The following is a 20,542-nucleotide window of genomic DNA, read 5'->3' on the forward strand; positions in this document are numbered from 1 at the left end:
TGCCAGCCGCTGCGTCACTTCCGCGCCCCGCGCAGTTCCGCCACAATCTGCTGCAGCTTTTCAGGCGACGCCTGCGCCGGGTCGAGCGGCTCGCCCACCGCGAGCGTCAACCGGCTCATCACGCCCTTGCTGATCGGACGTGGCCAGCGCGCGTCGCTGCCACGCGAAAACACGCTGCCCCACAACCCGCGCAGCGCCATTGGAATGACCGGCGCCGGCGTACGGCGAACGATTTCGCTCACGCCATGGCGAAACGGGTTCATTTCACCGGTCTTGGTCAGCTTACCTTCGGGGAAGATGCAGACCAGGTCGCCATCAGCCAGCGCCTGGGCGCAGCGCTCATACGCACGGGCGAGCAATTGCGCGTCCTGATGGGCCGGCGCGATCGGGATCGCCTTCGCGTGACGGAATACCCAACCCGCAACGGGCGCGTTGAAGATCTGATGATCCATCACGAAACGGATGGGCCTTGGGCTTTCGGCCATGATCACGATCGCATCGACAAAACTCACGTGGTTGCAGACCAGCACGGCCGCGCCCTCTTCCGGTATGCGCTCGGCGTGCACGAGGCGAATCCGGTAGAACGTGTGCACCAGCACCCACGCGATAAAGCGCAGCAGGAACTCGGGCACGAGCGAATAGATGTAGCTTGCCACGACGATGTTGAGCAGCGCCGTGACGAGGAAAATGGCTGGAATGCTGAAGCCGGCCGAAGTCAGCGCCACGGCCATCAGCGCTGAAACGATCATGAACAATGAGTTCAGGATATTGTTCGCGGCGATGATGCGCGCGCGGTGGCTCGGCTGGCTGCGGCTCTGGATCAGCGCATAGAGCGGCACGCTGTAGAAACCGCCGAACATCGCGAGCAGGAACAGATCGGCGAGCACGCGCCAATGCGCGGGACGCGCGAGAAATTCGCCGACGTCCAGCAGATGTCCGGCTGGAGGCAGCGCGTGGCTCGCAAAAAAGAGATCGATGCCGAACACGCTCATGCCGATCGACCCAAGCGGCACCAGACCAATCTCGATGCGCCGCTTGGACAGCTTTTCGCACATCAGCGAACCAAGACCTATACCGACCGAGAACGTGCCGAGCAGAACGGTTACTACGTCCGGGTTAGCGGAAAGCACGTTCTTTGCGAAGCTGAAGAAAGACGACAGGAACGTCGCGCCCACGAACCATAGCCATGAAATGCCGAGCAGGCTCAGAAACACCGTGCGATTGTCGCGCGCCAGCTTGAGGTTGCGCCACGTCTCGCTAAACGGATTCCAGTTGATATGCAGATCGGCCTGCGGCGCGGGCGTGGGCGGGACGAAGCGCGCCACGAAGCGCCCCGCCAGCGCGATCACGACGCACGCGCAGGCCAGCACCACCGCGCCCTGCTCGACAAAACCCGCGCCCACGCCGCCGATGATCGTGCCGACCAGAATGGCCACGAACGTGCCCATTTCGACCATGCCGTTGCCGCCGACCAGTTCCGACTTCGACAGATGCTGCGGCAGGTACGAGTACTTCACCGGGCCGAAGACGGTTGAGTGGACACCCATCAGAAACGTGCACAGGTACAGCAGCGGCGCGCTATGGAGCCAGAAGCCCGCGCCGCCGATCAGCATGACCACGATCTCGAACGTCTTCACGAGCCGCGTGAGCATCGCCTTGTCATACTTGTCCGCGATCTGGCCGGAGGTAGCGGAGAAGAGCACGAACGGCAGAATGAAAATTGCCGAGATCAGGAAGGCGGCCGTTTTCGGATCGACACCGGAAAAGCGCGCCGCCTGATACGTGACAAGCGACGTGAAGCCGATCTTGAACACGTTGTCGTTCATCGCGCCAAGAAATTGCGTCCAGAAGAATGGCGCGAAGCGGCGCTGCCCGAGCAGCCTGAACTGCGACTCGTGCGTATCTGTGGAACGGGTGGCACGACGGGCGGCAGGTAACGGACGGTCGCTCATGAAGGTCTGCGAAAGCGGAGTGAAACCGCGCGACAAAGCGGCGTGAATGGCGGAGCGCAGTGACCTGACAACGGCGTTACGCCGTCATGCAGGTGAGTGAAGGAGCGCACGCTGACACGCGCCTCGACCGTGGGTTCGCGCCGCTCACTTAGCGCTGCAGGCGTTCTGCAAGGAATCCGGGCGACCGCTGCGTCCCGTCAGCGGCGCACCACCCGGATTTGACATTACACGAAAGGGCCGCGCTGACTGGACACGCGACATTGTCCAACACGCGAGCCGCAACCGGATCAACGCGCGGGCTGCTGCTGTTCCTGCTGCTCTTCCGGCCAGTCGCGGATATAAGCCTTGAGCATGCGGTTTTCGAAACCCTGCTCCTCCACCACCGCCTTTGCGACGTCGTAGAAAGAAATGACGCCCATCAGCGCGCGGCTTTCCATGACCGGCAGATAGCGCACGTGATGTTCGAGCATCATGCGGCGCACTTCGTTGACGTCCGTTTCCGGCGTGCAGGTGAGCGGGTGGTCGTCCATGACCTTGCGGATCGTCGACGTGCCGACACTGCCGCCATTTTCGCTGAGCGTCAGGATGATTTCGCGGAAGGTCAGCATGCCGACGAGATCGCCGTACTCCATCACGACCAGCGAGCCGATGTCGTGCTCGGCCATGGCATTGACGGCTTCGTGGAGCGTGGTATCTGGCGTAACCGTGAAGAGGGTGTTGCCCTTGACTTTAAGAATGTCGCTGACTCGCATGATCTGTCTCCCGTAATGCCCGCTAAGCTGTAATGCATCGATGATTTTCGATCCTAGCGGAAAGGCCCGTAAAAGGAAAGCGCCCCGCCCATCAAGGCCTGGCGGCCATTTGCAAGCTTTGCTCCACAACTCTGGCGGCGCATGCATCGGGAAAACCGCGCTTGAAGCGCTGCATGCCGATGATAGGATGGCCGCCACCTTCATCTTTCGCGAGATCGTCCGTGATCTCGCCACCCAGGATGTCCGCCAACCGTTTCGATACGCTTGCGCTGCATGCCGGCGCCGCTCCCGATCCCACCACCGGCGCGCGCGCCACGCCGATCTACCAGACTACCTCGTTTTCGTTCCGCGATTCGGACCACGCCGCAGCGCTGTTCAACATGGAGCGCGCCGGCCATGTTTATTCGCGCATCTCGAACCCGACGGTGGCCGTGTTCGAAGAACGCGTCGCCGCGCTCGAAAACGGTGCGGGCGCGGTCGGCACGGCGAGCGGCCAGGCCGCGCTGCATCTGGCGATCGTCACGCTGATGGGCGCGGGTTCGCATATCGTCGCGTCCGGCGCGCTGTACGGCGGCTCGCACAATCTGCTGCATTACACACTGCGACGCTTCGGCATCGAAACGACATTCGTGAAACCCGGCGACCTGGACGCATGGCGCGCCGCGCTGCGTCCAAACACGCGGCTGCTGTTCGGTGAGACGCTTGGCAATCCGGGCCTCGACGTGCTCGATATCGAAGCCGTCGCGCAGATCGCGCACGAACATCGCGTGCCGCTGCTGGTCGACTCGACCTTTACCACGCCGTATCTGCTCAAACCGTTCGAGCACGGCGCGGACTTCATCTATCACTCGGCGACCAAATTCCTCGGCGGCCACGGCACGACCATCGGCGGCGTGCTCGTCGACGGCGGCACATTCGACTTCGAGCGCTCCGGCCGTTTCCCCGAGTTCACCGAGCCTTACGACGGTTTCCACGGCATGGTGTTCGCCGAGGAAAGCACCGTTGCGCCTTTCCTGTTGCGCGCGCGCCGCGAGGGCTTGCGGGATTTCGGCGCCTGTCTGCATCCGCAAGCCGCGTGGCAGTTGCTGCAGGGGATCGAAACACTGCCGCTGCGGATGGAGCGGCACGTCGCCAATACCCGGCGGGTGGTCGAGTTCCTCGCCGCGCACGCGGCCGTCGAGTCGGTCGCGTATCCGGAACTGAGTACGCACCCGGACCATGCGCTCGCAAAGCGCCTGCTGCCGCGCGGTGCCGGCGCCGTTTTCAGCTTCAACCTGCGCGGCGATCGCGCCGCCGGGCGAAGCTTTATCGAGGCCTTGTCGCTGTTTTCACATCTTGCGAATGTCGGCGACGCGCGCTCGCTCGTGATCCATCCTGCCTCCACCACACACTTTCGCATGGACGCGGCTGCACTCGCCGCAGCTGGCATTGCCGAGGGCACGATCCGCCTGTCGATCGGCCTCGAAGATCCAGACGATCTGATCGACGACCTCAAGCGCGCGCTGAAGGCGGCGCAGAAGTCGGCTGGGTCGGGTTCGGCGGGGCCGTCTGCGTCGCCCGCGCAAGCCTCGCCTGTACCATCCTCAGCGACCCACGTCCCAACGGCCCAAGCCTCAGCTGCGCCAGCCTCTGCTGCGCCAGCCTCAAGCGCGCCGGCCTCTCCCGCGCCAGCCTTCCCTTCACGCCCGGAGTCCGCATGATCCTGACCGTTCAAGGCCAGGCCGCCTATGCGTATTGCGGCGGCAAAACGTTCGACCCCGTTATGCCCACCGCCGTCTTCATTCACGGCGCCGAGCACGACCACAGCGTGTGGGCGCTGCAAACCCGCTACTTTGCCAACCACGGTTTCGGCGTGCTGGCCGTCGACCTGCCCGGACACAACCGCAGCAGCGGACCCGCGCTGACCACGGTTGCGGCGATGGCCGACTGGCTCGCCGCATTGCTGGACGCCGCCGGTGTAGCGCGGGCGTTCGTAGCAGGCCACAGCATGGGCTCGCTGATCGCGCTCGACTTCGCCGGCCGCTACCCGGAACGCGCGACCCACCTGGCGCTTCTCGCGACCGCTGCACCCATGGCCGTCTCCGACACACTGCTCGACGCGGCGCGCAATCGCGAAGCCGACGCGATCGGTATGGTGAACCAGTGGTCGCACTCGACGTTTGCCGCGAAGCCGTCCTGCCCAGGGCCGGGGTTCTGGCTGCACGGCATGAACCAGCGACTCATGGAGCGTGTCTCCGCGAACGGCGAGCCGAACCTGTTCCACACCGATTTCACCGCCTGCAACGCCTATACGGATGGCCTCGCGCGCGCGGCTCAGGTGCGTTGTGCAACGCGCCTGATTGTCGGCCGCCGTGACGCAATGACGCCGCCGCGCGCCGCCCGTGCGGTGGCGGGCGCATTGGCCGACGCCGGCGTACCTGTTGACACCGTCACGCTCGAAGCCGGTCACGCGCTGATGACCGAACAACCCGATGCCACGCTCGATGCGCTCTACAGCTTCGCCGTCACACCGCCTCGCATTGGTTCTTGAGCCGCGATCCAGGATAACGAGCGGCCACGATACCCGCGATGGACCGGGCTCGCCATCGGCCAGATGGCCAGGTTGCGCGCCTCCTCCGATAGCCGCACAATGGATCGGGCAAGCCTGTGCTGTCTGGCTCAATCGTCCGGCAGGCGGCCTGAGCGGCGCGCGCAATCGTGTCATTCGGGCATGGGGTCAGCGCGGGCATGCAATCAACAAGCGTCGCAATCCGGAGGCCCTGATGGCTCAAACCGCGCACACCGATCATTTCGCGAACTTCGCGGAGTTCTACCCGTACTACCTGAGCGAGCATCGCAACACGGTCTCGCGGCGGCTGCACTTTGCAGGATCGCTCGGGGTTATTGGCTGCCTCGCCATGGCACTCGCCACGGGCGACTGGCTATGGCTGCCGGCGGCCGTGGTCTGCGGCTATGGCTTTGCCTGGGTTGGCCACTTCTTCTTCGAGAAAAACCGGCCGGCCACTTTCCGGCATCCGTTGTATAGCCTGATGGGCGACTGGGTCATGTTCAAGGACGTCTGCGTCGGCAAGATTTCTTTATAGACGCAGTGCAGTAGTACCGAGAACGCCGTGCCGAGCGCGGTCGGAGCCTTTCTTAAGCCGTCTGATGCGGCATCGACGAAGCGCCGCTTTCGCTCTGCTCGGCACTCGCGGCACGCGAAGCAGCGCGCGCCGCGAGCAGCATGGCAAGCGTCACCTTCAGCCTGTCGTTTTCGAGCGCCGCGAGCAGCGTCGCCCCGTCTACGCGAGTGGAGTCCAGTTCAAGCTGATAAGTCAGCTCCGCGCGATCGATCACGAACAGGTCGAACAGGTGCTGAACCGTAATCTGCGCAGGGTTGGCCAGCAGCAGGAATTGCGGGCGCCTGCCCTCTTCCTGCAGCCGCGCAATCCATTCGATCTCCTCGAGCTTATCCAGAAGATGAACGGTGGTGCCCATATCGCGTCGAAGCATGCGCGAAAGATCCTGCACCGTGTAGCCCGGCTTGCCCGCGTCGCGTGCTTCCGCGAGCCGCGCGAGCAGTTCCAGCGAGTCGAACAGATTGCTGCCCTCGAAAATGGGCCGGTGAAACTGGCCGATGCGGATTGCCGGTAACGCGGAGGCGATCATGGCGCCCGCCAGCGTGATGAACCAGCACAGGTACATCCACAGCAGGAAGAGCGGCACGGCCGCGAACGCGCCATACACCGCCGTGTAGGTGGGAATGCGGCGCACGTAATAGCCGAAGCCGCGCTTCGCGAGTTCGAACGCGACCGCTGCGGCCACGCCGCCAATCACCGCGTCGCGCCACTCCACGCGGCAGTTCGGCAGGTACACATAGAGAATCGTGAAAGCGACGGCCGTCAACGGCAATGCAGCGCCCGCGAGCGCCCACTCGATCAGCGGCGTCATGCGCTGGGCCGCCGTGAACGTCATGGACTGCGTGAACAGATACGAAGAGATCGACAGGCTGACGCCAATCAGAATGGGACCGAGCGTGATGATTGCCCAGTAGACCAGAATGCGCTGCGCGATGGGCCGCGCCTTACGCACGCGCCAGATCACATTAAACGCGGATTCGACTGTCATCATGGTCATCACCGCGGTGACGAACAGAAAGATCATGCCGATCGTGGTGAGACCCTTCGCTTTCGATGCGAACTGGTTCAGGTAGTTGAAGATCTGACTGTTGAGCTGCGGGGGCATCAGATGGTCGGCGAGAAAAATCTGCAACGACGTCTGGAACGAAGCGAAAATCGGGAACGCGGTGAACAGCGCGAACGCCACCGTGGCGAGCGGCACGAGCGAAAGCATGGTGGTGAAGGTCAGGCTGCCGGCGACCTGCGCAATGCGGTCTTCGCTGCTGCGCTGCGCGGCAAATTGCGCAAGGCGTTTGAGCGTGTCGAGGTCGAAGCGCACTCTGGACAACAAACCCACCTCCTTACTCTGTAATGCGGTCATTCAGGACCTGAACGAGACCTGGCCGAATGGCTGGCAGCGGCCTGTCGAACGGACCCAGCCCCTATAATACCCGTTCACCGATGAGGCCTATGAAAGACATTCTCGTGCTCTACTACAGCCGTCACGGCGCCACGCGCGAGCTTGCGCTCGCGATCGCGCACGGCGTCGACAGCGTGCCCGGCATGCAGGCGCGCGTGCGCACCGTGCCGCCGGTGTCCACCGTCTGCGAAGCGGTTCAGCCGGACATTCCCGCCGAAGGTCCGCCCTACGTCGAACTGCGCGATCTGGAAGAATGCGCGGGCCTCGCGCTCGGTTCGCCCACGCGCTTTGGCAACATGGCCGCATCGCTCAAATATTTTCTCGACGGCACCACGCCGCAGTGGCTTTCCGGTGCGCTGTCCGGCAAGCCGGCCTGCGTGTTCACGTCCACCGGCAGTCTGCACGGCGGCCAGGAATCCACGCTGCTGTCCATGATGCTGCCGCTCCTGCATCATGGCATGCTGATCGTCGGCATTCCGTACACCGAGAGCGTGCTGTCCACCACGCAAACCGGCGGTACGCCTTACGGCGCGTCCCATTTCGCGCGTGCGGACAGCGCCGGGCAAGGCATCTCCGCCGACGAAAGAACGCTCGCGCTTGCGCTCGGCGCACGCGTCGCGCGCACGGCGGCCTCGTTGAGCGAGCGGCCGTGAACCGGCGCCATGCAGCGCCGGCGTGCATGACACGGAGCGGCGCATGAACGGGGCATCGTCGGCAACCGTCATGCCCGTGCAGCGCAAGCCGGTCGCTGCTTTTGGCGCAACCGCTGCGTTGCTCGCGCTGATCGTGATTTGCGTCGCGTGGGAATGGTGGCTCGCGCCGCTGCGTCCCGGTGGCTCCCTGCTGGTTCTGAAAGCGGTGCCGCTGCTGCTTGCTGTGCCCGGGGTGTGGCGACATCGGCTGTACACGCTGCAATGGGCGTCGATGCTGATCCTGCTGTATTTCACCGAGGGTATTGTGCGCGGCTGGAGCGATCGCGGCTTGAGCGCGCGATTGGGCTGGCTGGAAACGGCGCTTGCCGTCGTCTTTTTTGTTTGTGCGCTGGCGTATGTCGCGCCATTCAAGCGCGCCGCCAAAGAGGCTGCGAAGCTCGCTGAGAAAAGCGACGAACGAAGTACAGGACCAGCCGCTGGAAGAAACGCTGAAACCCGTTGAAAAAGCCGCCGACGCAACCGCCAACACCCGCCCGAACGCCCGAACGCCCGACTTGATCGACCGACCATCATGACCGACGCCGACTTCCTCACCGCCTGCCGCGACGCTATCGGCGCCGCCCATGTACTCACCGATCCGCACGACACCGCGCCCTATCTCACGGACTGGCGCCGCCGTTACACCGGCGCCGCATGCGCCGTGCTGTGCCCCGCGACGTCCGCCGAAGTCGCAGCGCTCGTCAAACTGGCCGTCGCGCATCGCGTTGCGCTCGTCCCGCAAGGGGGCAACACCGGCCTTGCCGGCGGCGCCACGCCTGACGCGAGCGGCACTCAGGCCGTCATCAGCTTGCGGCGGCTGAATCGCGTGCGCGATATCGATCCGCACAACAACACGATTACCGTTGAAGCCGGCGTGATTCTCGCCGACGTGCAAAAGCGCGCCGAGGAAGCCAACCGGCTGTTCCCGTTGAGTCTCGCCGCGGAGGGCAGCTGCTCGATCGGCGGCAATCTCGCGACCAACGCCGGCGGCACCGGCGTTCTGCGCTACGGCAACACACGCGAGCTGTGCCTCGGCCTCGAAGTGGTCACGCCGCAAGGCGAGCTGTGGGACGGCCTGCGCGGGCTGCGCAAGGACAACACCGGCTACGATCTGCGCGACCTGTTCATCGGCGCGGAAGGCACGCTCGGCATCATCACGGCGTCCGTGCTGAAGCTGCATCCGCAGCCGGCTGCGCGCGTGACGGCGCTCGCCGCGCTCGCGTCGCCGCACGCGGCGCTCGACTTTCTGTCGCTCACACAAAGCATCGCCGGACCGCTTCTGACCGGTTTCGAGCTGATGTCCGATTTCTGCCTGCGTCTCGTCGGCCGCCATTTCGAGCAGATGCGCTATCCGTTTGCCGAGCCGCATGCGCAGATCGTGCTGCTTGAACTGTCCGACAGCGAGAGCGAGCAGCACGCGCGTGCGCTGTTCGAGCGGTTGATGGAAAACGCGCTGGAAAGCGGGCTCGTGCAGGACGCGGTCGTCGCGGAAAATCTCGCGCAGTCGCGCGCGTTCTGGAATCTGCGCGAGCACATACCGCTTGCGCAGGCCGAAGAAGGTCTGAACATCAAGCACGATATCGCGGTGCCAATCTCACGCATCGGCCACTTCATCGAAGAAACGGACGCCGCCATCGTGCAAGCGGTGCCGGGCGTGCGCATGGTCACGTTCGGCCATCTCGGCGACGGCAATCTGCATTACAACGTGCAGGCGCCGGAAGGCGTCGACGCAAAGGCATTTCTCGAGCAGTACCAGAGTTCCATCAACCAGCTCGTGTACGACAGCGTGCATCGGCACCGCGGCAGCATCAGTGCGGAGCACGGCCTTGGGCAACTCAAGATCGACGAGGCCATGCACTACAAACAGAACGTGGAAGTGCAGTTGATGCGCGCCGTCAAACACGCGCTGGACCCGCTGAACCTGATGAATCCCGGCAAGGTGCTACGCTGAGACCTGAGCGTGCAGCCCGATCCGCGCCGTGCGCGCGGCGCCCATTTGAGGAGTCGTGTTCGTGAAGATTCGAGTGTTGTCCGACCTGCATCTGGAGAACGACGAGCCGGAGCTGGTCCCGCACGCGCCGGCCGATCTGATCGTGCTGGCGGGCGACATCCACAATCATGCGGCCGGACCGCGCTGGGCGGCGCAGACTTTCGACGGCACCGTGCCGGTCATTTATGTGCCGGGGAACCACGAGTATTACGACGGCGAATTCGGCGCGCTAGAAGCCGCGATGCACGACGCGGCCGAACAGGTCGACAACGTACACGTGCTGAATAATGCCGCGCTCGTCGATCCGCAGGGCCGCTGGCGCGTGCTCGGCACGACGCTGTGGACGGACTTCGCGTTATTCGGAGCGCAAGCGGAAGCTGTCGCTGAATCGGTGGAAGCGGCGAGCAAGGTCATGCTCGACTTTCACGGTGTCATTCAGATGCATTGGCCGAACACGACTCACGACGCACCGCGTCACTTCACGCCTGCCGACTCACTCGCATTGCATCGCCAGGCGCGCACGTGGCTCGCAGGGGAGCTGGCCAAACCGTTCGGCGGCAAAACGATCGTCGTTACGCATCACGCACCGCATCGGCTGAGTCTGGCCGAGCGCTATGCTGAAGACCGCGTGTCGGCGGGCTTCGTCAATCACCTGCCGGAACTGGTGCGCGCGCCCGTCGACCTGTGGATTCACGGCCATACGCATACGTCGTTCGACTACACCGTGCACGGCACGCGCGTGGTGTGCAATCCGCGCGGCTACTTCGACCGGCGCACCCGCCAGTGGGAAAATCCGCAGTTTGCGTGGGACAAGGTGGTCGAAATCTGACGCGGCTGCGGGGGAGTGGCAACGCGGATCATTCACTCGGTGCCGCTTCATAGCACGAGCGCATTAGCACGAAACGCGCTGGCCAGAGGTACGCCACTGAATGTGGAAGACATTAATCCCGGCTGCAGCGAAACGGCTGCGCGCAGCGCGCCGCCACTTATCTCAACGATCGCGCCGTTGACCCTGCTCGCCCGGCCGCTCGACTTTGATCGGCACCAGTTGCGGCTGCTGTTCGCGCAGGCGGCGCAGCAAATCGCGCGAGGCGGCGATTCCGATCAGACCAAACATGACGGCCACGCCGATCATCAAATGCGTATCCATGATTCCCTCGTCCTTCCGTTTTTGCAGATTTGCCAGACCGCGGCGGCATGAAACTTTACGAGCCAAATGCGGGCAAAGTCGCACCTGCCGCAGCGCATGACTGACACGTTAGCAAAACGAATACACCACAGAAGTAAGGAAATGTTGCGGCGCGTCAGCGTTGTAACGGGGCCGGACCATCACCCACCGCCCCCCATGTCGCCATGCCAATTCAGGCGCGCGCGAACTGCCGCAATTCCTGTTGATCCACGGCGAGCGTCGCCGGCAATTCGTCACGCAGGAATTCCACCCAGGTACGAATTTTTGCGTCCAGATACTGACGCGATGGGTACAGCGCGTACAGATTCATTTCCTGCGACGTGTACTCGGGCAACAGCCACACGAGTTCGCCGTTTCGCAAACCGCTGATCGCCGAATAAATCGGAATGAGGCCGACGCCCATCCCGCTGCTCACCGCCACTGCCATCGCTTCGGCGACATTCACCTGAAACGTGGTCGCGCCGAGCATGACGGTTTCTTCGCCGTTCGGGCCGTCGAAAGTCCATTTGTCGGTTGGGAAGACCGGCGTGACCATTTGCAGACACGTGTGCTGGATCAAATCCGCGGGCGTTTGCGGCGCGCCATGTCGCTCCAGATATTTCGGCGACGCGCACGCGATGCTAAACGCGCTGCCGAGCCGTTGTGATACCAGACCCGAGTCCGGCAGACCGGTGGCGAGCGTCAGTGATACGTCAAAACCTTCGTCGAGTAGATCGGGCATACGCTGCGCAAGCGTCAGTTCGATATGCACGTCCGGATAACGCTCCTGGTAACGACCAACCGCAGGCACCACATAGTGCTGGCCGAAGCTCGTCATGGCGTGAACTTTCAGTTTGCCGGACGGGCGCGCATGCGCGTCGCTGGCCTCCGCTTCGGCCTGGTCCACGTACGCGAGGATCTGCTCGCAGCGCTGAAGGTATCGTTCGCCCGCCTCCGTCAGCGCAATGCGGCGCGTGGTGCGGTTCAGCAGGCGGGTCCGCAGATGCGCTTCCAGATCGGACACGGCGCGCGATGCGTAAGCCGTGGTCGTATTCAGGTGTTGCGCGGCACCTGTAAAGCTGCCTGCTTCGACTACGCGGACAAAAACGCGCATGTTCTGGAGCGTATCCATGACCTTTCCAACATCGATGCCGTAAATTGGAGGCGATTGTTACACAATTCGCAAAGGCGATTGTCTCATATCGCGTAAGAATGCCTTGCATCTTTACCGGTTATTCCCCAATCAATCAAAAAATATAATTGCACGCAGGCATCTATAGTCAATTTTGGAGGAAATCGTGCAGTCTCCGGTACAAAAAGGGATCGCTACAAGTGTAGTTCTTACGATCCTATTAACAATCGCCGGCTGTGCAAATACCGGGGGCATCGCGCCGCAGACGACCACTGCCGAACCGTCGTCGCTCGACGTCGGCAACGCGATCCGGGCGGCTGATGCGGACGCGCAATGGCCCGCCGCCGACTGGTGGCGCGCGTACAACGACCCGCAGCTCAATCAGTGGATCGAAGCCGCTCAGGCGGACAACCCGACTCTTGCCGCTGCCCAGGCCCGCGTGCGGCAAGCCATGTCCATGGCGGGCGTCGCGCGTTCGGCACTTGCGCCGCAGGTCAACGGCAGCCTGTCGATCCAGCGCCAGAAGTGGGCCGACAACCTTTACTACGGCCCGGGACCGCTCGCGGGCGAGCAGTCGTGGAACAACACCGGCACGCTGGGTCTGTCGTACCACCTCGACATCTGGGGCAAAGACAAAAATGCGGCGGAGCGCGCGCTCGACGCCGCGCACGCGAGCGCGGCCGATGCACGCGCCGCGCAGCTCGAACTGCAAGGCAATGTGGTGCGTACCTACATCGAGATGTCGCTGAATTACGCGCTGCTCGACATCGCCAGACAGACGCTGCAACAGCAGCAACAGATCGTGGATCTTGCCAACCGTCGTCTGAACGGCGGTATCGGCACGCAACTCGAAGTGAGCCAGGCCGAAACGCCGCTGCCCGAGTACGAGCGCCAGATCGACGCGATCGAGGAAAAGATCGCCCTCGGCCGCAACCAGCTCGCGGCGCTTGCAGGCAAGGGCCCGGGCGCGGGCGACGCGATCCAGCGCCCGACGCTGTCGCTCACCGCGCCCGCCGGCTTGCCGAGCACGCTGCCCGCCGACCTGATCGGCCATCGTCCGGACGTGGTCGCGGCGCGCTGGACGGTGGCGGCGCAGGCGCGTGGCATCGACGTCGCCAAGGCCAATTTCTATCCGGACATCAACCTGCTGGCCTCGATCGGCGGCTACGCGGCAATGGGACCGCTGTTTCAGTTCCTGAAGAATCCGTCGCATAGCTGGAGCGCGGGTCCGGCGCTGTCGCTGCCCATTTTCGACGGTGGCCGCTTACGCTCGGAACTCGGTGCGGCGTCGGCGGGTTATGACGTGGCAGTCGAGAACTACAACCAGTCGATCGTCGGCGCGCTGAAGGACATTTCGGACCAGGTGATCCGCATCCGTTCGCTCGCGACTCAGGCCAACGACGCCGACCGTTCGGTCGCCGCCGCCCGCAAGAACTACGAGCTGTCGCGCGAAGGCTACCGGCGCGGTCTGACCGACTATCTGAACGTGCTGATCGCGCAGAACCAGTTGCTGCGCGCGCAGGAAGGCGTCGCGAAGATCCAGGCGGAACGCCTGGGCGCGCATGCGTCGCTCGTGACTGCGCTGGGCGGCGGACTGGATGAGCCGGCCAACGGTCCTCAGCCGGGCGACACGCTGCCTGCGCACGGAAAAGGCCGGGTCCATGCGCCGGCGATACCCGACGCGGCAACAGCCGCCAGGAACGCAACTGGCGCAACGACGGCAACCGCCGCAAAGAACGCAGCAGACGCAACGACGACGACAACCGCCGCAACCGGACCCGCAGCGGCGGCAGCAACCATACCCTCCGCCGCGCCTTCGCCCGCTCGCGCGGTCGCAGCCGAGTGAGGAAGCCGGCCATGTCAGCTCCCTCCTCCTCTGCCGCGCGTCCCGCGTCGTTCGGTGCGCTTTGGCCGGCCATCGCCGAATGGGCGCGCAGCGACGGCCTCACGTGGATTTATCTCTTCAAGGCGCTCGCCGCGTGCTTCCTTGCGCTGGGCGTCGCGATGAAGCTCGACCTGCCGCAGCCGCGCACCGCCATGACCACGGTGTTCATCGTGATGCAGCCGCAAAGCGGCATGGTGTTCGCCAAAAGCTTTTACCGGATCTGCGGCACGCTGGTCGGGCTCGTCGTCATGCTTGCGCTGATCGGCCTGTTCTCGCAACAACCCGAGCTGTTCATCATCACGACGGCAATCTGGGTCGGTATCTGCACTGCCGGCGCTGCGCGCAATCGTAACTTTCGCTCCTATGGCTTCGTGCTGGCCGGCTACACGGCCGCGCTAATCGGCATCCCGGCGTCGCAGCATCCGGACGGCGCCTTTCTCAGCGCGCTCACTCGGGTCGCCGAAGTCGTGGTCGGTATCGTCTGCGCGGGAGCGGTAAGCGCCCTCGTGTTTCCGCAGTTGACCGGCTTGCAGATGCGCAGCACGGTGCGCGCGCGGTTCTCCGCGTTCGTCGAGTATGTGTCGGCGTCGCTGGCCGGCCGCAACGATCGCGCGCAGATCGAGGCGACCAACGCGCGCTTCGTCGCCGATATCGTCGGCTTCGAGGCGGCGCGCAGCGTGGCGGTGTTCGAGGGTCCCGATTCGCGGATGCGCGGCGGCCGCCTCGCACGTCTGAACAGCGAGTTCATGACCGCGTCGACGCGCTTTCATGCGCTGCATCAACTGATGAACCGGCTGCGCGGCGCCCCTAACCGCGCTTCGATGATCGCGGTCGACGCGCTCGAACCGTACTTCAAGGAAATCGCCCCGCTGCTCGCCCGGTCCGGCGAGCCGGTGTTAAGCGCTGCCGACGCCGCGCACGCCGCCGCGCAGCTTGACGCCTACAAGGCCGAACTGCCCGGCCGCGTGCGTGCGACCCGCGCGGACCTGCAAGCGCATCCGGACGCGCCGCTACTCGACTTCGACACCGCCGCTGAACTGCTGTATCGCTTCATCGACGATCTGCACGCTTATGCGGCGACCTATGCGTCGCTCGCCGTCGACACGCACGCGCGCGAGCGCTGGATCGAGCGCTACGAGCCGAAGACGAACGCGATTGCCGCGGGCGTGTCCGGCGTGCGCGCGGCGCTCGTCATGATGGTGCTGGGCGCTTTCTGGATCGCGACGGCCTGGCCGAGCGGCTCCACGTTGACGCTGAACGCGGCGGCGGTGTGCGCGCTGGCGTCGTCGTCGCCGAATCCGAAGCGCACGGCGTTCCAGATGGCGGCGGGCACACTGGCCGCGTCGGTCATGGGCATGATCGCGGTGTACGGGGTGTTTCCGCATATCGACGGCTTTCCGCTGCTGTGCGCGGCGCTCACGCCATTCCTGCTGCTCGGCGTGTTCATGACGACGCGACCGGCGCTCGCCGGTTACGGAGTCGGCTACTGCATCTTTTTCTGCTTCCTGGCCGGCCCGGACAACGTGATCCATTACGACCCGAGCGGCACGATCAACGACGCGATTGCACTGGTGCTGTCGATGCTGGTGGCGTCGATCGCGTTTGCGGTGCTGCTGCCGCCATCCACACCGTGGCTGCGCAACCGCCTGCTCGTCGATCTGCGCCGTCAGGTGGTGCTGGCGAGCCGCGCGGGGCGACGGCGGGTGCGTTCGCGCTTCGAGAGCGGCGCGCGCGATCTGATGTTCCAGATCAACGCGCTCGCGCCGACCGAGCCCGAGTTGAAACGCGACACGTTGCGCTGGCTCTTTTCGGTGCTCGAAGTGGGCAACGCGGTGATCGATCTACGCATGGAGATCGCGGCCCTGCCCGCCGACGCCCGCTACGCGAAGTCGACGCCATGGCGCGTTGCGTTGCGCGCCGTGCGCGATGCACTGATTGCGCTGTTCGACAAGCCGCGCGGCGACCGCCTCGAGCGCGCGCTCGCCGCGACGGACGACGCGATCGCGGCCATGCAACAGATGCTGGCAGCCGTCACGCCGCAGCGTGACGAGCGGCACCGGCTGCAACGCATTCTCAGTCAACTGCATTTCATTCGTACCGCGCTGCTCGATCCGCAATCACCGCTCGAACCGTTGATGAGCGGACGTGCCGACGCGCCAGAAGGAGTTCATCATGCCGCGTGATATTGCCGTTTTCGATGCTTACGTGCCGGCCATCGTGCTGCTGTTTATTGCGGGTGCCGCGCTGACGTGGGCGCTGGATCGCGTGATCGCCGTAACCGGCCTGTATCGCGTGGTGTGGCACCCGTCCCTGTTCCGGGCAAGTTTGCTCGTGTGTGTGTGCGGCGTGCTGGGTCTCGCCGTTTATCGTTGATCAGAGTCGAAAATGACTATCCGAAATCTTGTGGGCTTCGTCGCGACAGCCGTTATTTTCATCGTCGCCATTTTGATTGGACGCGTGCTGTGGGTTCATTACATGGATGAACCGTGGACTCGCGATGGGCGCGTGCGTGCCGAGATCGTGAATGTCGCGCCGGACGTATCGGGCGCGGTGGTCGATCTGCCGGTGAAAGACAATCAGTTGGTGAAGAAGGGCGACCTGTTGATGCAGATCGATCCGTCGCACTATGAGATTGCGGTCGAGCAGGCGCAGGCTGCGGTTGCCGCGCGCAAGGCCGAGTTGCAGATGAAGCGTGACGATGCGCAACGTCGGGCGGACATGGATGCTCTGGTCGTGTCCAAGGAGAGCCGTGAGAACGCGACCCATACGGCGTCGGCCGCGGAGGCGTCCTATCAGCAGGCGCTCGCCGCGCTCGACGCCGCCAAGCTGAACCTGGCGCGCACGCGGGTCGTCTCGCCGGTGGATGGCTACGTGACGAATCTGAGCGTGTTTCGCGGTGATTACGCGACGGCTGGGTCGGCCAAGCTGGCGATTGTCGATAGCCACTCGTTCTGGGTTTATGGGTACTTCGAGGAAACCAAGTTGCCGCATGTTCGCGTTGGCGATAAGGCTCAGGTGCGGCTGATGAGTGGTGGCACCTTGCAGGGGCATGTCGAGAGTATTTCCCGGGGGATTTACGATCGGGATAATCCCGAGAGCCGGGAGTTGCTGGCTGATGTGAATCCTACTTTTAACTGGGTGAGGTTGGCGCAGCGGGTGCCTGTGAGAGTGGCTATCGATGCGGTGCCGGCTGGGGTTGTTCTGGCGGCGGGGATTACTTGTACTGTTGTGGTGTTGCCTGGTTAAGAGGTGGCTTTTTTGTGGGTTTTTTGCCTGCGGCGGCTGGTTTTGGTTTGGCTTTGCTTGATCCTGGTCTTTCCCTGTTGGCCTTTCCTTGATTCGCTTGTGGTCTATTGGCGTTGCCCCTGTGCGGGGCGGCACTCACTTTCTTTGCGGCCGCAAAGAAAGTAAGCAAAGAAAGCGGCTCACACCGCCAGCCACGAAGCGGGCACCCCGGCTTGGAGGGCATATTGGTTCGATCTACGAATGATCCCCCGCACACTCCACGCCCGTGACACAGCCGTCATCCGCTCCCACTCCGCACTTCGTGCGTCGCGGACGGGTCTGCCAGGGAAACTAGGGGTGCGCTGACATGGCGGTGGGGCCATCGGCTTCGCCTCGGCGATGCGCCGGAAAAACCGATGGTCCAGATTTGCGCGGGGCGCGCGGACAACCGATGGTTGGGGATGTGCCCGGGGGCGCGCGTAGCGCTGCCGGAAGAATGACTGCCTTGTCACGGGAGCGGAGTGTGCGGGAGCACGGATTCCAGATGGGCCACTGCATCCTGCAAGCCAAGGGACCCGCTTAAGAATTAGCGGTTTGAGCCGCTTTCTCTTGCCTACTTCTCTTTGCGGCGGCAAAGAGAAGTAGGTGCCGCCCCGCACAGGGGCGATGCTAATAGACCACAAGCAAAACAAGGATCTACGAACGATCCCTCGCACCCTCCCCGCCCGTGACAAAGCCATCATCCGCTCCCACTCCGCACTGCGTGCGTCGCGGACGGATCTGCCAGGGAAACCAGGGTGCGGTAACACGGCGGCGGAGCCATCGGCTTCACCCCGGCGAGGCGCCGGAAAAAACCGATGGTCCAGATTTGCGCGGGGCGCGCGGACAACCGATGGTTGGGGATGTACCCGGGGGCGCGCGTAGCGCTGCCGGAAGAATGACTGCCTTGTCACGGAAGCGGAGTGTGCGGGGGCACGGATTCCAGATGGGCCACTGCCTCTTGCAACCCGCGGGCCCCGCTTAAGAGTTAGCGGTTTGAGCCGCTTTCTCTTGCCTACTTCTCTTTGCGGCGGCAAAGAGAAGTAGGTGCCGCCCCGCACAGGGGCGACGCTAATAAACCACAAGCAAAACAAGGAAAGGCCAAAAAAACCAGCCAAAGGCAAAAAACCAGCCAAAGGCAAAAAACCAAAGGCTATTAAAGCCTGAACTTCCCGACCATCGCCTTCAACCCTCTCGCCTGATCATCCAGAGATCTGGCAGCAGCGGTAGCCTGCTCCACCAACGCCGCATTCTGCTGCGTGCCGGAATCCATCTGCGTCACCGCGAGGTTAATCTCCTCGATCCCCGCGCTCTGCTCCGACGAAGCGGCTGAAATCTCACCCATGATGTCCGTCACACGCTTCACGGCCCTGACCACCTCGTCCATCGTCTGCCCCGCATCCTGGGCCAGCACCGACCCATTGCCCACCCGCTCGACAGACGCACTGATCAACCCCTTGATCTCCTTCGCCGCCGCGGCGCTGCGTTGAGCCAGATTGCGCACTTCCGCCGCAACGACCGAGAACCCGCGCCCCTCTTCACCCGCTCGCGCCGCTTCCACCGCCGCATTCAGCGCCAGAATATTCGTCTGGAACGCAATTCCTTCGATCACGCCGATGATGTCGCCAATACTGCGCGCACTGTCGTTGATCTGGTTCATCGTCGCCACCACGCGGCTCACCACCTCGCCACCCTTCTCCGCAATCGCCGACGCATTGTTCGCCAGCGCGCTCGCCTGCTTCGCGTTGTCAGCGTTCTGACGAACCGTCGACGTCAACTGCTCCATGCTGCTCGCCGTGCGCTCGAGCGCCACGGCCTGTTGCTCGGTGCGCTGCGACAGATCCAGATTGCCCATCGAAATCTCGCCGGACGCCGTAGCGATCGCATCGGCGCTCGACGCGATATCGGCGACCGTCGTCGCAAGCCCGCTCTGCATGTCGTGCAGTGCGAACAGCATGCTCGACGTGTCCTTGCCGCTCAACGCGATCCGGTTCGACAGATCGCCCGCCGCGATGCGGCTCGCGATCTCCTTCGCGTATCCCGGCTCGCCGCCGAGCTGGCGAGCGAGCCGCCGTACGACCCACTCGCTGATGCCGAACGCGAGCACGATCAGTGCGAGCGTCATCGCCGCAATCATCACGAACGACGAATGGTAGATAAACCCCGACGTCCTGATGGTCGCCTTCGCGGCCGTCGCGCGCTGTGCAACGAGTTCGTCGACCATCTTTTCGAGCTTGCCGGTTTCGACCAGCAGCGAGACGTCCTGCGTGCCGACCTGCCAGTTCATTTGCGACAGATCGAGCGGCTGCGCCTTCACGAGCGTCACAAAATCCCGCAGATGTCCGCTCCACAGCGCCACCGCCGCGGCGAACTTCTTCTGCTGATCGACCGCCTTCGCGTCTGACAGATCGACGTACTGTTGCAGCGTGTTGAGTTCGGCCGACAGGCCGCCCAAACCATGATCGATGTCCGAGCCGAGGTCGTCGCGCTCCTTCGCCGTCGTCGCCGTGAGCAGCATTTTCTGCGCACGGCTTGCACGCAACATGTGTCCACGCGCCTCTTCCGCCGCTCGGCTTGCTACGTGGCCCTGATCGTAAATCGACTGCGCGGACGCATTGAGACGACTGATCTGCGTCAGCGAAAACACGCCAATCAGCAATGTGCCAACCAGCAGCACGGCGAACGCGACGCGCAACATCGCCTTTACCGACAAACCCTTAAGCCTCGCCGCCCGCGAGCGGCCGCCCTTGCCACGCGACGGCGACTGGCCGGCCGCTTCCCCTTCCGGTACAAACCCCGCGCCTGGCTGACTGCCTAGCGAAACTGCTTTCATTTTCTGGTCCCCGTGTAGAACAGCCGGAAAGGTCGGTTCCGGCACTGCTGCCTCGTTGATGCCTCGTTACTGCCTCGTTACTGCTTCGTGATGCCGGTTGATGCGTCGGTGCTGCATCGTTACTGCTGCTTGCCTACGGGTGTTGCCGCTCGTTTCCGCGTGTTACCCCTCATTGCCGCTTTTGCTTGCCGCCCGATAGCCGCTTGCATGGCTGCTGATCTTCCCCGGGGTCTACGGCACAAACGCGCGCAATCTTTAGCTTCACGGACGAACCGGCGACATGCGTACCGCACGCTCGAACGTTCTGCCCACCCAGCAACCTGATCTCTGCGAACCGTTTTATACACGGTCAAAAA

The 20,542-nt window shown here is 63.7% G+C and carries 18 protein-coding genes; 11 read left to right on the top strand and 7 right to left on the bottom strand.

Translation table 11 applies throughout. The annotated features are described in order from the left end of the window. Positions 1–14: 14 nt before the first annotated feature. The 3 genes from AAGS40_RS09740 to AAGS40_RS09750 all read right to left on the bottom strand — a co-directional run bounded on the left by AAGS40_RS09740 (position 15) and on the right by AAGS40_RS09750 (position 2,954). Positions 15–1,952, bottom strand: coding sequence for an MFS transporter (locus AAGS40_RS09740; RefSeq protein WP_345811063.1), 1,938 nt, complete (start codon positions 1,950–1,952; stop codon positions 15–17). Between the two features lie 287 nt (positions 1,953–2,239). Beyond that, positions 2,240–2,704 carry a CBS domain-containing protein gene (locus tag AAGS40_RS09745; RefSeq protein ID WP_345811064.1) on the bottom strand — a complete coding sequence of 155 codons (465 nt, stop codon included), beginning with the start codon at positions 2,702–2,704 and terminating at the stop codon, positions 2,240–2,242. A 91-nt stretch (positions 2,705–2,795) separates the two neighbouring features. Continuing rightward, positions 2,796–2,954: a hypothetical protein gene (locus AAGS40_RS09750; RefSeq protein WP_345811065.1), complete on the bottom strand. Its 159-nt coding sequence runs from the start codon at positions 2,952–2,954 to the stop codon at positions 2,796–2,798. Here AAGS40_RS09750 and AAGS40_RS09755 point away from each other — a divergent pair. The 3 genes from AAGS40_RS09755 to AAGS40_RS09765 all read left to right on the top strand — a co-directional run bounded on the left by AAGS40_RS09755 (position 2,944) and on the right by AAGS40_RS09765 (position 5,787). Beyond that, complete coding sequence (locus tag AAGS40_RS09755; protein ID WP_345811066.1) at positions 2,944–4,404, top strand: O-acetylhomoserine aminocarboxypropyltransferase; 1,461 nt, start codon at positions 2,944–2,946, stop codon at positions 4,402–4,404. The two genes, AAGS40_RS09750 and AAGS40_RS09755, sit on opposite strands and share 11 nt — an antisense overlap. Then, complete coding sequence (locus AAGS40_RS09760) at positions 4,401–5,234, top strand: alpha/beta hydrolase (protein ID WP_345811067.1); 834 nt, start codon at positions 4,401–4,403, stop codon at positions 5,232–5,234. Before AAGS40_RS09755 ends, AAGS40_RS09760 begins: the two co-directional genes overlap by 4 nt. 232 nt (positions 5,235–5,466) lie before the next feature. Then, entirely contained in the window at positions 5,467–5,787 is a 321-nt protein-coding gene (locus AAGS40_RS09765) for an Mpo1-like protein (protein ID WP_345811068.1), read from the top strand. A 52-nt stretch (positions 5,788–5,839) separates the two neighbouring features. Here AAGS40_RS09765 and AAGS40_RS09770 read toward each other — a convergent pair whose 3' ends face one another. Further along, positions 5,840–7,153, bottom strand: a complete 1,314-nt coding sequence (locus AAGS40_RS09770; RefSeq protein ID WP_345811069.1) for a YihY family inner membrane protein — start codon at positions 7,151–7,153, stop codon at positions 5,840–5,842. Between the two features lie 119 nt (positions 7,154–7,272). Here AAGS40_RS09770 and wrbA point away from each other — a divergent pair, with 119 nt between their 5' ends. From wrbA to AAGS40_RS09790, 4 genes are all read left to right on the top strand, one after another. After that, positions 7,273–7,875, top strand: a complete 603-nt coding sequence (wrbA, locus tag AAGS40_RS09775; protein WP_345811070.1) for an NAD(P)H:quinone oxidoreductase — start codon at positions 7,273–7,275, stop codon at positions 7,873–7,875. A 43-nt stretch (positions 7,876–7,918) separates the two neighbouring features. Continuing rightward, positions 7,919–8,377, top strand: coding sequence for a DUF2069 domain-containing protein (locus AAGS40_RS09780; protein ID WP_345811071.1), 459 nt, complete (start codon positions 7,919–7,921; stop codon positions 8,375–8,377). Between the two features lie 69 nt (positions 8,378–8,446). Then, entirely contained in the window at positions 8,447–9,865 is a 1,419-nt protein-coding gene (locus AAGS40_RS09785; protein WP_345811072.1) for an FAD-binding oxidoreductase, read from the top strand. Positions 9,866–9,926: 61 nt separating this feature from the next. Continuing rightward, positions 9,927–10,733 (top strand): metallophosphoesterase, encoded by an 807-nt coding sequence (locus AAGS40_RS09790; protein ID WP_345811073.1) that lies wholly within the window; start codon positions 9,927–9,929, stop codon positions 10,731–10,733. Positions 10,734–10,895: 162 nt separating this feature from the next. Here AAGS40_RS09790 and AAGS40_RS09795 read toward each other — a convergent pair whose 3' ends face one another. After that, on the bottom strand, positions 10,896–11,054 hold the full coding sequence (locus tag AAGS40_RS09795) for a hypothetical protein (RefSeq protein ID WP_345811074.1): 159 nt from the start codon (positions 11,052–11,054) through the stop codon (positions 10,896–10,898). Between the two features lie 211 nt (positions 11,055–11,265). Then, positions 11,266–12,204: a LysR family transcriptional regulator gene (locus tag AAGS40_RS09800; RefSeq protein WP_345811075.1), complete on the bottom strand. Its 939-nt coding sequence runs from the start codon at positions 12,202–12,204 to the stop codon at positions 11,266–11,268. A 166-nt stretch (positions 12,205–12,370) separates the two neighbouring features. Here AAGS40_RS09800 and AAGS40_RS09805 point away from each other — a divergent pair, with 166 nt between their 5' ends. The 4 genes from AAGS40_RS09805 to AAGS40_RS09820 are packed head-to-tail and all read left to right on the top strand — an operon-like array spanning position 12,371 to position 17,335. Next, a complete protein-coding gene (locus AAGS40_RS09805) occupies positions 12,371–14,050 on the top strand; it encodes an efflux transporter outer membrane subunit (RefSeq protein ID WP_345811076.1) in 1,680 nt (559 codons plus the stop codon). An 11-nt stretch (positions 14,051–14,061) separates the two neighbouring features. Further along, positions 14,062–16,272, top strand: a complete 2,211-nt coding sequence (locus AAGS40_RS09810; protein WP_345811077.1) for an FUSC family protein — start codon at positions 14,062–14,064, stop codon at positions 16,270–16,272. Further along, positions 16,259–16,462 carry a DUF1656 domain-containing protein gene (locus AAGS40_RS09815; protein ID WP_345814351.1) on the top strand — a complete coding sequence of 68 codons (204 nt, stop codon included), beginning with the start codon at positions 16,259–16,261 and terminating at the stop codon, positions 16,460–16,462. Before AAGS40_RS09810 ends, AAGS40_RS09815 begins: the two co-directional genes overlap by 14 nt. 12 nt (positions 16,463–16,474) lie before the next feature. Beyond that, positions 16,475–17,335, top strand: a complete 861-nt coding sequence (locus AAGS40_RS09820; protein WP_345811078.1) for an HlyD family secretion protein — start codon at positions 16,475–16,477, stop codon at positions 17,333–17,335. Positions 17,336–18,509: 1,174 nt separating this feature from the next. Here the strand turns inward: AAGS40_RS09820 and AAGS40_RS09825 are convergent. Beyond that, positions 18,510–20,186: a methyl-accepting chemotaxis protein gene (locus AAGS40_RS09825; RefSeq protein WP_345811079.1), complete on the bottom strand. Its 1,677-nt coding sequence runs from the start codon at positions 20,184–20,186 to the stop codon at positions 18,510–18,512. Between the last annotated feature and the right edge of the window lie 356 nt (positions 20,187–20,542).

This window comes from Paraburkholderia sp. PREW-6R, assembly GCF_039621805.1.
Classification (GTDB): Bacteria; Pseudomonadota; Gammaproteobacteria; order Burkholderiales; family Burkholderiaceae; genus Paraburkholderia.